At 38.9% G+C, this 12,811-nt stretch carries 9 protein-coding genes; 1 reads left to right on the plus strand and 8 read right to left on the minus strand.

What is annotated here, in order from left to right; all coding sequences use genetic code 11:
• Position 1: 1 nt before the first annotated feature.
• From miaB to BUA72_RS23720, 8 genes are all read right to left on the minus strand, one after another.
• Entirely contained in the window at positions 2-1,438 is a 1,437-nt protein-coding gene (gene miaB / locus BUA72_RS23685) for a tRNA (N6-isopentenyl adenosine(37)-C2)-methylthiotransferase MiaB (protein WP_072925819.1), read from the minus strand.
• Positions 1,439-1,553: 115 nt separating this feature from the next.
• Entirely contained in the window at positions 1,554-2,294 is a 741-nt protein-coding gene (locus BUA72_RS23690; RefSeq protein WP_139259673.1) for a hypothetical protein, read from the minus strand.
• A 117-nt stretch (positions 2,295-2,411) separates the two neighbouring features.
• A complete protein-coding gene (locus tag BUA72_RS23695) occupies positions 2,412-2,897 on the minus strand; it encodes a hypothetical protein (RefSeq protein WP_072925736.1) in 486 nt (161 codons plus the stop codon).
• A gap of 232 nt (positions 2,898-3,129) precedes the next feature.
• Positions 3,130-4,368 carry an MFS transporter gene (locus BUA72_RS23700; protein ID WP_072925739.1) on the minus strand — a complete coding sequence of 413 codons (1,239 nt, stop codon included), beginning with the start codon at positions 4,366-4,368 and terminating at the stop codon, positions 3,130-3,132.
• Positions 4,368-6,101: a thiamine pyrophosphate-dependent enzyme gene (locus BUA72_RS23705; RefSeq protein ID WP_072925741.1), complete on the minus strand. Its 1,734-nt coding sequence runs from the start codon at positions 6,099-6,101 to the stop codon at positions 4,368-4,370. The genes BUA72_RS23700 and BUA72_RS23705 overlap by 1 nt, the downstream gene beginning before the upstream one ends.
• A 339-nt stretch (positions 6,102-6,440) precedes the next feature.
• Positions 6,441-7,640, minus strand: coding sequence for a diaminopimelate decarboxylase (lysA, locus tag BUA72_RS23710; protein WP_175548931.1), 1,200 nt, complete (start codon positions 7,638-7,640; stop codon positions 6,441-6,443).
• 236 nt (positions 7,641-7,876) lie between these two features.
• The gene (locus BUA72_RS23715) at positions 7,877-9,100 is read right to left on the minus strand and encodes a 3'-5' exonuclease (RefSeq protein ID WP_072925743.1); all 1,224 of its coding nucleotides are present in this window, start codon (positions 9,098-9,100) and stop codon (positions 7,877-7,879) included.
• Between the two features lie 394 nt (positions 9,101-9,494).
• A complete protein-coding gene (locus BUA72_RS23720; RefSeq protein WP_047452836.1) occupies positions 9,495-11,021 on the minus strand; it encodes a helicase HerA-like domain-containing protein in 1,527 nt (508 codons plus the stop codon).
• A gap of 379 nt (positions 11,022-11,400) precedes the next feature.
• Here BUA72_RS23720 and BUA72_RS23725 point away from each other — a divergent pair, with 379 nt between their 5' ends.
• Entirely contained in the window at positions 11,401-12,810 is a 1,410-nt protein-coding gene (locus BUA72_RS23725; RefSeq protein ID WP_072925746.1) for an MBL fold metallo-hydrolase, read from the plus strand.
• Position 12,811 lies beyond the last annotated feature (1 nt).

Genomic DNA, 12,811 nt, shown 5'->3' on the forward strand with positions numbered 1-12,811 from the left:
ATTATTCTGCTGTTCTCCCTAAAAGTGTGCCCTGTGTATTGTCATAGACAAAAACGTTCACAATGTCACCTATTTTCTGTCCTTCCAGCACATCAAATACACAAACCGCGTTCTGAGAATTTCTTCCTTTCCACTGGTTTTCATTTTTTCTGGACGTCCCTTCGATCAGAATCTGGTGTGTTCTTCCTACGTAAGTCTCCATTCTTTTTCTGGATAACTCGCGCTGAAGTTCAATCACTTCATTCAGACGTTTCTGCTTCACTTCAAATGGAATATTATCTTCCATCTTTTTATGCGCAGGCGTTCCCGGTCTTTCTGAATAGGCGAACATATAACCGTAGTCATATTCCACTTCCTTCATCAGGCTTAAGGTATCCTGGTGATCTTCTTCCGTTTCATTACAGAAACCGATGATCATATCCTGAGAAAAAGCAATATCCGGAACGATCTCCTTTGCCTTTCTGATTAAATCTAAATATTCCTCACGGGTATGCTGTCTGTTCATGGCAAGAAGCATATTGTTGCTTCCGCTCTGTACAGGAAGGTGAACGTAGTTACAGATGTTGTCGTGTTTTGCGATCATTCTGAATACATCCAGACTCATATCCTGAGGGTTGGAAGTAGAGAATCGGACTCTCATTTCCGGAACGGCTTTAGCCACTAAATCAAGCAGCTGTGCGAAATTAACAGCCGTAGCTTTCTGCATTTCAGAAGCTTTAACGAAGTCTTTCTTTGGACCTCCTCCGTACCATAAGTAAGAATCTACATTCTGGCCCAAAAGGGTAATTTCTTTATATCCGTTATCTAAAAGATTTTTACATTCTTCAATAATAGAGTGCGGATCACGGCTTCTTTCTCTTCCTCTGGTAAACGGAACCACACAGAACGTGCACATATTATCGCAGCCTCTGGTGATGGTTACAAATGCCGTAACGCCGTTTCCGCCTAAACGGACCGGATTGATATCTGCATACGTTTCTTCTTTGGAAAGTATTACGTTGATCGCGTCTCTTCCGTCTTCCGTTTCCTTAAGCAGGTTCGGAAGGTCTCTGTACGCATCAGGGCCTACGACAAGATCTACCAGCTGTTCTTCTTCTAAGAATTTGGTTTTCAGTCGTTCTGCCATACATCCTAAAACCCCAACCGTCATGCCTGGTTTTTCTTTCTTCAGTCTTTTGAACTGAGCAAGGCGCATTCTTACGGTCTGCTCCGCTTTTTCACGGATAGAACAGGTATTTAAAAGGATAAGGTCTGCTTCTTCTACTTTCAGCGTGGTATTGTACCCCTGCTCATTAAGAATAGATGCAACAATCTCAGAATCAGAAAAATTCATCTGGCAGCCGTAGCTTTCCAGAAAGAGCTTTTTAGAATTCTCAGGACGTTCAGCGATGGCAAAAGCTTCTCCCTGTTTTGTTTCGTCTATATATTTTTCCTGCACAATGATCAATTTAAGTTCAATGTTTAAGAGGTGAAGTTCAGTCTTGATTCATGAATTTTCACTCCTAAACAGATTAGTCTGCAAAGATACAAAATATTGTGACAGAATGGCAGGACTATCTTTGTATAAAATTTACAGAAAATTCCATAGGATATACAATTTTCTGTTTGACCGGAATATTAGAATAAAGTGCTGGTTTCCAAACTTTTTTAAGTCTGGAAAGAGTTCTCATAAAGTTGATATTAAAATTTTGATTATCTATTTCAGGATAGATTCTGGGATTGGTGATATAGCCTTTATCATTTACATAAAATTCTAAACTGAAAGCTCCTCTGATTTGATAATCTGCAAAAAGGGTCATAAAATTATCATGGAAATCCGAATTCAGTTTTTTGTTTCCTCCCGGATACTGTGCATGGATTACAAAAGAATTGGCATTATATCCCTGTTTATAGTTGCTCATCAGATCTTTAGGATAAAAGATAAATTCTGTAATAGCCCCTATCTTCACTCCTTTTACATCAGCAGTTTTCCAGTGCTTCAGGTTTTTGAGAACTTGCATTGAAAGATCAAAGGCACATTTGTTTTTTGCAATATTCGCGGTGTCATTATCCTTTACCTTCTTGACAGCTCCATCTTTTGTAATCATAATTCTGGGCTGATAAATTTCTTTTTCACCACATTCTTTGAATTTATTCTGGGTAAGATATTCATGGGCCTGCTTATAAAACTCAACCGCTCCGCCTTCATAAAAGTCCTGACCTTTGGGATAATCTTCTAGAACATTCATTTGTGCATAAAACACTTGGGAAATAGTGGTCAATAGGAAAAAAAATAAAAATTTTATCGTGTTCATTTATGTGTTTTTAATTTTGCTAAGATCATGAATAATGATTTTAATACCCTTTGAATCTGAAAATTATTTTGAATGATGGAAAGTCAGCAATAAAAGGTATTTTTTCATGTAATGAGTTTAGAGATCTGTGGCAATGGAGGAGAAACTCATCTTAAGTTTGATTTGTGAAGAAACGGGCTGTCCGTTGCATGAAGCAGGAACCCAGCTTTTTTTGATCCGTCTTACCACATATTTCATATCATCAAAAAAGTAAGCGCTGTTCGATACTTTAGGGCTTCCTTCAATGTTGGTAACTTTTCCCTTCTGATCTACGGTAAGGGTAAATGTAAAATCTCCGTTCAGAACATAAAAATCTGAATTCAGATAATCATACATGAATTTTCGCAGTGTTTCTTTGTAAACCGCGACACCGCCTTCAAATGCGGCAGGTTTAAAATCATTACAGTTTTTCACGGCAACCTGTAAAAGAGGTTCCCTGATATCTATCTTCAATAAGTTTTTATTGATCTCCGTGATCGGATTATCATCTCTGTCCTCAACGTCCTGCTGGGCCAATGCAAAATTGGCAACAAGGAGTGCTATAAATAATGTAAAAGCTTTCATAGATCCGTATTCATTGATTATTAATACAAAGTTAATTATTTAAATTCTTTGTTAAAAAGAAAAACTTCAGGCTTTCACCTGAAGTTGATTAATTATTACATGTAACCAGAGTTCCGGATAAGAACTTTTTGTTTCAATGATGACAACAAAACACGTAACCGGATGATTACAGGCGTACTTTATTAACATTATCCCTGTCAAGGTTTTGAACCTTGACAGGGTTCAATAATATTTAAGCATTTACAGCCTGTGCCTTACTTCCCGTTTCTTTTAACATAAATGAAATCAAAACAGCCAATACAATTCCTGCGATCCAGAATAATATGGAATACTGAAAATGCATCTCTCCAGATGAATCTGCCAGGCTTTTCCCAAACCACATACTGAATAGCGGGCTCACCAAGGTCGTTACTCCGAAAGTAATAAAATTAATAGCACCGGTAGCACTTCCTTTTACATAATCCGGATTGGCTTCTTTAATGATAGAATACGGAATCATCGCAGCTCCGGAACCAAGCCCGAAAATAAACATACTGATCTTCGCCGGATACAATTCAGGAAAGTAGATCAACTGCAGAAAGCTTAAAATCATCAGAATTGCTCCGCCCATCAGAACGGGTTTTCTTCTTCCTATTTTATCTGTAATAAATCCTAAAAGCGGACATCCGAATACCCAACCAAAGGCCACCATAGCACTGGTGATCGCGGCATCATGAAATACGAAGCCTTTGTCCTTTTCAAAGAAGGCAACACCCCAGGTCATGGCAAATATCGTGGTTGGTGCAAACAGAAGCCCAGAAATAATTCCGCACAGCCAGGATTGTGGATTTTTAAAAACGATTTTATATGGTTCTAAATATCCTATTTTCTTAACTACTTCTCCAGACTGTACCTCAGATTGCTTTTCGCTAGGAATGACCAGAAACAGACAGAACGCTGTAATTACGGTAATAATCCCGGACCAAAGCCAGAAAGTATCGATATTAATACCTTCCTCAACCCATGGTCCTACCACAAATTGTCCCGCAGTTCCACCCAGCATTCCGATGCATTGTGTAAATCCAACGGCCGTTGCCAGAGATTTAGAAGAAAACCCTTTGCTTGCCAGATAGACACATCCCGGAAATGCAAAAGCACATCCTGCTCCCTGAAGCAATCTTCCCGCTACACCGCCGGAATAAGCAGACGCGAGAAAAAGCAAACAACCGATTCCCAGGATTAAAGCTCCGGCAAAAAGAGATCTTTTCCCTCCGAATTTATCCAGAGCTATTCCCGCAATCAGGCTACAGGTGGAATAGGTATAGTAATAGGTTCCGATCAGGCTGACCAGTTTCAGTTCCGTTGTACTGAAATTGCTGACCAATTCCGGGATCATCACTGCTGGTGCCGAACGGACCACATAGTCCAGAAAGTAAAACACCAGCCCGAATGCCCAGGCGATAATATAAAATCTTTTTAAGGAGGTACTCATTACAGCAGTCCTTTAATATGTTTATAATTCGTTTTAACCGTATCCAGAACTTCTTCCATTTTTCCACCCAACATGAGCTGAGCCATAGATTTCGTCATGCCTAATACCTGATCGAAATCTATTTTCGGAGGAAGAGCAAGTGCATTCGGATTCGTAAAGATATTGAGGAGGTAAGGTCCGTTATAAGCCAGACATTCTTTTATTGCGTCTTCCACTTCTTCCGGCTTGTGAACGTTTTTCCCGGGATAGCCCATCGCCTGTGCGACCATGGCAAAATCCGGATTGATCATATCCGTTTCGTTATCCGGCATCCCACCTACTTCCATTTCCAGTTTTACCATTCCGAGAGTACGATTATTGAAAACAATTAATTTAACCGGAAGTTTATATTGGAAGATGGTTGCCATATCTCCGAGAAGCATAGACAATCCGCCATCTCCGCACAAAGCAATTACTTCTCTGCCCGGATGAGCCAAAGACGCTCCAATTGCCATCGGCATAGCATTCGCCATAGATCCGTGATTGAAAGATCCCAGCATTTTTCTTTCGCCGGTTCCTGTAATAAATCTGGCTCCCCAGACACAGCACATTCCTGTATCTACCGTAAAAATGGCGTCTTTTTTAGCCAGCTGGTCTAAAGTATGCGCTACATATTCAGGCTGAATAGCATCTTCCTTTCCGGAATCCTTCACATAGGTAAGCTGACTTTCTTTTACTTTTTCATAAAATGCCAGCTGTTCATTCAGGAAGTGGATATCCGTTTTTTCTTCAAGTAACGGCAGCAAAGCTTTAATGGTTTCTTTGACATCTCCCGCCAGTCCAAGTTCAAGTTTCGCTCTTCTACCCAGTCTTTCAGGGCTTTCGTCGATCTGGACAATTTTATTTTTTACCGGCATGAATTTCTGATACGGAAAATCTGTCCCCAACATGATCAGAAGATCGGCCTCGTGCATCGCATGATAAGCGGATGGAAATCCCAGAAGACCTGTAAGTCCAACTTCATTGGGATTATTGGGCTGAATAGCCATTTTTCCACGGAAAGAATACCCTACCGGAGCTTTTAAAAATTGTGACAACTCCACCACCTCAGCATTGGCTTCTCCTGCCCCTATTCCGCAATACAACGTCACTTTTTTGCTTTCATTAATCAAAGCTGCCAGACGTTTCAATTCGTCATCAGAAGGTCTGATCACCGGGTTTGTTTTAAATATCTGGGTAGAAGTAGATCCTTCTTCGGCATCAAGCTCTGACACATCTCCCGGAAGTCCGATCACGGCTACTCCTTTTTTTGAAATGGCATGCTGGATGGCCGTCTGCAATGTTCTCTGTACCTGTTCAGGCCTTGTGATCATCTGATTGTAATGGCTGCAGTCATCAAACAGCTTTATGGTATTGGTTTCCTGGAAATAATCCATTCCCATTTCGTCACTTGGAATCGTGGACGCGATAACCAGCATCGGAACATGAGATTTGTGCGCTTCATAGACTCCATTGATCAAATGAACGTGTCCCGGACCACAGCTTCCTGCGCAAACCGCAAAACCATCGAGCTCAGCTTCTGCCGCAGCGGCATAGGCACCTACTTCTTCATGTCTTACATGGATCCATTCGATGCTGCTTTTTTTAACGGCAATATTAAGATGATTAAGACTGTCGCCGGTTACTGCATAAATTCTTTTCACATTGGCATTTTCGAGCATTTCAACAATCTGCTCTGCTATGTTTTTAGCCATAATTACTATTTTTTGGTGGTTATTTTAGTTATAGAATACTGAAGAAAATATAGATGGGCAGGCATTTTAAGCATGAAAAAATCCTTACCTCTCTCAAATTTAGCTAATAAATTACAATTCTAAGGCTTGGATAGTATTAAAATTTCAACAGGTTTAAGAGAAATTAAAATTGGGAGGTTAATTGGTTGTCAGTTGCTGGTTGCTAGTTCATCATCATTAAGTTGATGAGTTATTGTTTTATCTTCATCACTAAATTCTAATGTCTAGCTTCTAGCTTCTAACTTCTAAAACAAAAAACTCCGCATTAATCTGCGGAGTTTTTGTTATTTATAGTTGATATTAAATTACTTCTATCTGATTTCTTAACAGATCTTCAAATTCATCTCTTTTACGGATCAGGAGTGCTTTTCCGTCTAAGAACAGCACCTCAGCCGGCTTTAGTCTGGAATTGAAGTTTGAACTCATTTCAAAACCGTAAGCTCCCGCATTATGGAAAGCCAGGATATCTCCTTCTCTTACCTCATTCAGTTTTCTGTCCCAAGCAAAAGTATCGGTTTCACAGATGTTTCCTACTACCGTATAAATTCTTTCCGCTCCTTTTGGATTGGAAAGGTTTTCGATCTTGTGATAAGAGTCGTAGAACATTGGACGGATCAGGTGATTAAATCCTGAATTTACCCCTACAAATACAGTAGCTGTCGTTTGCTTAATGACATTAGCTTTTACTAAAAGATATCCGCTTTTTCCTACTAAGAATTTCCCAGGTTCAAACCAAAGTTCGAATTTTCTTCCTGTAGATTTTGTGAAATCGGATATTACTTTTTCCACCTTCTTACCTAATGTTCTTACATCTGTTTCTTCTTCGCTGTCCTGATAAGGAATTTTGAAACCGCTTCCCATATCCAGGTATTTAAGATTAGGAAAATGCTCGGAAAGTTCCAGCATGATATCCAGTGCCTGAAGGAAAACGTCCGGATCTTTGATCTCGCTTCCTGTATGCATGTGAAGACCTTCCACATTAAGGTTGGTACTTTTCATCACTCTTTCGATATGACGAACCTGATGGATAGAGATACCGAACTTGCTGTCGATATGTCCCGTTGAAATTTTATAGTTTCCGCCTGCGAAAATATGCGGATTGATTCTTACAAGGATAGGATACGTATTTCCATATTTATTCCCGAACTGCTCAAGAATAGAGATATTATCTATGTTAATATGAACTCCGAAAGCCATTGCTTCTTCTATTTCAGCCAGATCTACACAATTGGGAGTAAACAGGATTTTCTCTTTCGGGAATCCTACCTTCAGTCCTAGTCTGACTTCATTAATAGATACACAATCCAAAGAAGCACCCAAGTTCTTGACGTACTTCAAAATGTTGATGTTGGTCAGCGCCTTTGCCGCGTAGAAAAATTTGGTATGTTTTAAAAAAGAGGATGTAAGTTTCTCGTATTGAACTTTGATGGATTCAGCATCATAAACATACACCGGGGTGCCAAAATCATTGGCAATCTTTAATAATTCTTTTGAATTCATAATTTCATTTTAACATAAAAAAAGGCAGATTCTTAGATAAAGAACCTGCCACATTGATTATTTTTATGCAAGACAAGTCTTTTAAATATTCCAAACCTTAGAGAACTTTACAGTTCCCTTCTTTCCAGTTTTAATTTGTTTAAAATGTTGCATTGCTTCTATTTATTTTTTACAAAAATACTATTTATTTTTTATTTCAGGAGAATTGATTTGAAACCGTCTTCTTTTGATAAAAATTATTTCGGTAATGGTAGTGTCTCAAAATCACCGCGAAGCAGCGCCAGCTGAAGATCATTATGCAGATCTGTAGAAGGCAACGGAAGATCAATTTTCAGTTTCGCAAGCTTGCTCATGGTTTGAATCTGCGTAAACAAATCATAAAAACCGTAAGACATAATTTTACCGTTTTCAATGATCATGAACATTTTTTCTCCTAATTTTTTCCCCTGTCCCAGCCACAATTCATTTCTCTTTCTGAAATCAATCTTTTTCATGAAAACATTGACATCATTAAATTCTTCTTGCAGATTGATAAACTGAACGGCTTTTGTGCCCTGCGTAAATGATTTGAATTTTAGGATAGGCTTTTCGCCTTTGTTGAGCTTATTTTTTTCAACAATGTATTTATTGTTTTTGAAATACAATCCGAACTGAAAGGCTTCTTTTTTCTTGATATTTTTGGAGTTCAGGATAAGTTTAGCAATAATATCCGTACCTGTAAGCTCATAATTGATCTGCTCAACCTCTCTCTGAACATCTTCCCACCTCTTGGACTTAGAATTAAAGACTTTCTTTGAAAATTTATTGATATCCTGAACGTAATCCGATAAAATGATTTTCCCCGCTTCATTCTGGAAGTAGACAAAACCTTTTTCATTCGGAAGATCCTGAGTCAGGATTTTGATTTTATTAATGTAGGTCTTGGCATTGCTTTCGTCATGCTGCTTCTGAATGATTTCATTCTCTGTATCTTTTGAGATCAGCAACTTGAACAGTTCCAATGTTGCTCGCGCATCACCATCGGCTCTGTGGTGATTCGTTAACGGAATTCCAAGCGATTTCACCAGTTTCCCCAATGAGTAACTTACCTCATCCGGGATCATTTTCTTCGCTAAAGGAATAGTATCTAAAGTACTGGTCTGAAAGTCATACCCCAGCCTTTTGAAAGACTGACGCAGCATTCTGTAGTCAAAATCAATATTATGCCCTACGAGGATGGTGTTCTGAGTGATTTCAATGACTCTTTTGGCTATTTCATGAAATTTAGGAGCGGTTTTGACCATTTTAGGCGTAATACTTGTCAGTTTCTGCACAAAAGGAGTAATGTCGCTTTCAGGATTTACGAGAGATATAAACTGGTCAGTAATTTTCTGACCATCGTACCTGTAGATGGCTATATCTATAATGCATTCATTTCTATAACCTGCACCATTACTTTCTATATCTATAATCGAATACATTGAATTGTAGTTATACTGCTATTTTTTGATTAATATTAATAATTACCGTCATCATCAGCCCATAGCTTAAACCTATGAGGCTTAATACATAACCCATGCCATCTGTCTATCCAGGCTACGATTGTATCTTTTGCCAGTCTTTGATATTCAATAAAAATACCATAGAAATTACCTACAGATGATTTCTGAAATTATTCTTCCAAATAGCTGACAAAGCCATTTTTTATCCACCGGCAAAGGTAGTCCTGCTAAAATAACAAAAAATATGTCAAAAAAAAGTAAAATGGCCATTGATCCACTTCATCATCAGATTCAAAATAACCAGTATGACCCATTAAAAAGCTGATACTCTTCCCTTAGCAGGATTATTTTTTATATAATTAATTTTAAAACCCTATCTCCTTCTTCCTCCCAATCCGAACATTCCCAGGATGGCTTTTGCCCCTTCGCGCATCAAAGTGCTGGTAAAAGTTCTTCCGGCCTTACTTTGAAGCACCTGTTCAAACATTCCCGGCTCTTCTTTCACCGGTTTTGTCTTTTGAGTCGGTGCAGAGTTTTGGGCTGCCTGCTCCATTCTGTTCGTTAATATTTCGTAAGCTGATTCTTTATCAACAGGCTGTTCGTATTTGGCTACCAAAGCAGAATTTCCTGTTAATTCTGAAATTTCAGCATCACTTAAAACGTCCATTCTGGATTCCGGAGAAATCAGATAGGTGTGAACAAGCGGCGTAGGAATCCCTTTTTCATCCAAAGCGGTCACAAATGCTTCTCCGATTCCCAGATTCTGAATCAGGCTTGATGCATTATAAAATTCCGTTGTCGGATAGTTTTCAACGGCTTTCGTGATTTCTTTTTTATCTTTTGCTGTAAATCCTCTCAAAGCATGTTGGATCTTTAACCCGAGTTGAGACAAAACATTTTCAGGAACGTCACCCGGAATCTGTGTGATAAAATAAATCCCCACTCCTTTGGAACGGATTAGTTTTACCATCGTCTCAATTTGTGAAAGCAGTGCTTTTGAAGCTTCATCAAAAATCAGGTGGGCTTCGTCTATGAAAAGGACCAATTTTGGTTTTCCGCTGTCTCCTTCTTCCGGAAAAGTCATATAAATTTCAGCAAAAAGTGACAGCATAAATGTAGAGAACAACTGTGGCTTACTCTGAATCTCAGCCACTCTTAAAATATTCACCACTCCTTTTCCATCTCTGGTTTCAAGAAGGTCATGAACATCAAAGCTTAATTCACCAAAGAAATCAGAAGCTCCCTGCTGCTCAAGCGCAACGATAGATCTTAAAATCGTTCCTAAAGAAGCCGAAGCTATGGATCCGTAGTTGGCCGCCAGTTCAGCTTTTCCCTGTGCATTATCTGTTACGTACTGCAGAACTTTCTTTAAATCATTTAAATCAATTAATGGAAGACCTTTATCATCACAATATTTGAAAACGATAGACATAATACTCTGCTGAGTATCATTCAGTTCAAGAATTTTACTTAATAAAACCGGTCCGAATTCGGTTACAGTCGCTCTCAGCTTTACCCCTTTTCCTCCGGAAATACTCATCAGCTCTACCGGAAAAGCCTGTGGATTGTATGGAAGCTGCGTTTTAGCATACCTTTCTTCAATGATGGGATTCATCTGCCCCGCTTCCGCAATTCCAGAAAAATCTCCTTTAATATCTAAAACCAAAGAAGGAATTCCGGCGTGAGAAAGCTGCTCTGCAAAAACCTGCAGCGTTTTCGTCTTACCTGTTCCTGTAGCTCCTGCAATAAGTCCGTGTCGGTTGATGGTTTTCAAAGGAATCGTTACGTTTACGTCCGGGACAACTTCCCCGTCCAGCATTCCTTTTCCCAGTATAATGTGTTCTCCTTTCGGAGTATATCTTGCATTCAGTTCTTCAATAAATTGTGTTTTGTCTGCCATCTGATCTTTTTTTAACATATAAATATAAAATTTTTTGTAAAATATTCGGGTATTAAAGTCATATTCCACAATAATCTTACTTAATACACCTGGAAAAATACTTCAAACCCATCCTCTGCAAATTTTAAACCATGAAGTGAAATACACTGCACACAATGTCTTTAAACAAAGGCACTACATAATTATTTTCACTTCCGGAGCATGATAAAAAACAGTCTGGAAAATACCAGTTGTTTTCGTTAGGTTTTTTGTTTGAAAACAAAGGCCTTTAAGGCTCACAGCCGTATAATATTGAAATAAACTATCGTCCGGATTTAACATTTCGTTTACAATTCATCTAATACTTTGTATCTTTATCTAAAATTTAAAAAAGACCCCAATGAAAATTGAACAAATATATACGGGCTGTCTGGCTCAGGGTGCCTATTATATTGTATCAGAAAATGAAGCTGTGATTATTGATCCGCTGAGAGAGGTAAAACCTTATCTGGATCGTCTTGACAAAGACCATGTAACTTTAAAATATATTTTTGAGACCCATTTCCACGCTGATTTCGTTTCAGGACATTTGGATCTGAGTAAAAAAACAGGAGCTCCTATTGTTTACGGGCCTACTGCACAGCCTGCATTTGAGGCTATCATCGCTGAAGACAACCAGATCTTTGAGATCGGAAACATAAAAATCAAAGTACTGCACACTCCCGGACATACGATGGAGAGCACCACTTACCTTTTAATTGATGAAAACGGAACTGAAACCGCTATTTTTACCGGTGATACTCTGTTTTTAGGAGATGTTGGAAGACCGGATCTTGCACAGAAAGCAACCAATCTTACTCAGGAAGATCTTGCAGGAATTCTGTATGACAGTCTTCATAGCAAAATTCTTCCATTGGATGACAGCATTACGGTTTACCCTGCGCACGGTGCCGGTTCAGCATGCGGAAAGAATATGCAGAAGGAAACGGTGGACATTCTGGGAAATCAGAAAAAAACCAATTATGCGCTTAACCAGCCGGACAAAGAATCATTTATCAGAGAAGTTCTTGACGGCCTTACCGCTCCACCGAAATATTTCGGAATGAACGTTGCGATGAACAAAGGTGGATATGAAAGCTTGGATGTAGTAATGAATAAAGGATTAAGTCCTATTGCTGCGGAAGATTTCGAGGATTTTGCTGAAGAAACAGGCGCATTGATTTTAGACACAAGAAGCCCTGCAGAATTTCACAAAGGATTTATTCCTAATTCTGTCAACATAGGTTTGAAGGGAGATTTCGCACCGTGGGTTGGAAATATGATTGTAGATGTAAAACACCCTATTCTTCTTGTTGCTGATGAAGGAACTGAAGAAGAAGTGATTACCCGATTAAGCAGAGTCGGATTCGACAATGTGGTAGGATATTTGGACGGAAGTTTTGCATCATGGAAATCTACCGGAAAAGAAACTGACGAAATTAAAAGGATAACTCCTGCTGAGTTTGCAGAACAGTTTACAGAAAACGCCAAAGTAATTGATGTAAGAAAACTGACAGAATATTCTGCTGAACATGTTGACAATGCATTCAATAAGCCATTGGACACCATCAGCGACTGGGTAAAAACCATTGATGATTCTGAACATTTCTTCCTGCACTGTGCCGGAGGATACAGAAGCATGATCGCTGCAAGCATCCTTAACGCACACGGAATCAGGAATTTTACTGAAATAGAAGGAGGCTTTAACGGCATCAAAAAAACAGAAAAATTACCGACAACTGATTTTGTTTGTCAGTCCAAAACATTATAGC

Origin of the sequence: Chryseobacterium sp. OV279 (assembly GCF_900128945.1) — a bacterium.
Taxonomy (GTDB): Bacteria; Bacteroidota; Bacteroidia; order Flavobacteriales; family Weeksellaceae; genus Chryseobacterium.

Bases quoted from the DNA above. Each gene is read 5' to 3' on its own strand.
- BUA72_RS23720 (WP_047452836.1), bottom strand. From the start codon at position 11,021: ATGGCAGACAAAACACAATTTATTGAAGAACTGAATGCAAGATATACT.
- BUA72_RS23700 (WP_072925739.1), bottom strand. From the start codon at position 4,368: ATGAGTACCTCCTTAAAAAGATTTTATATTATCGCCTGGGCATTCGGG.
- BUA72_RS23690 (WP_139259673.1), bottom strand. From the start codon at position 2,294: ATGAACACGATAAAATTTTTATTTTTTTTCCTATTGACCACTATTTCC.
- lysA (WP_175548931.1), bottom strand. From the start codon at position 7,640: ATGAATTCAAAAGAATTATTAAAGATTGCCAATGATTTTGGCACCCCG.
- BUA72_RS23705 (WP_072925741.1), bottom strand. From the start codon at position 6,101: ATGGCTAAAAACATAGCAGAGCAGATTGTTGAAATGCTCGAAAATGCC.
- BUA72_RS23725 (WP_072925746.1), top strand. From the start codon at position 11,401: ATGAAAATTGAACAAATATATACGGGCTGTCTGGCTCAGGGTGCCTAT.
- BUA72_RS23695 (WP_072925736.1), bottom strand. From the start codon at position 2,897: ATGAAAGCTTTTACATTATTTATAGCACTCCTTGTTGCCAATTTTGCA.
- BUA72_RS23715 (WP_072925743.1), bottom strand. From the start codon at position 9,100: ATGTATTCGATTATAGATATAGAAAGTAATGGTGCAGGTTATAGAAAT.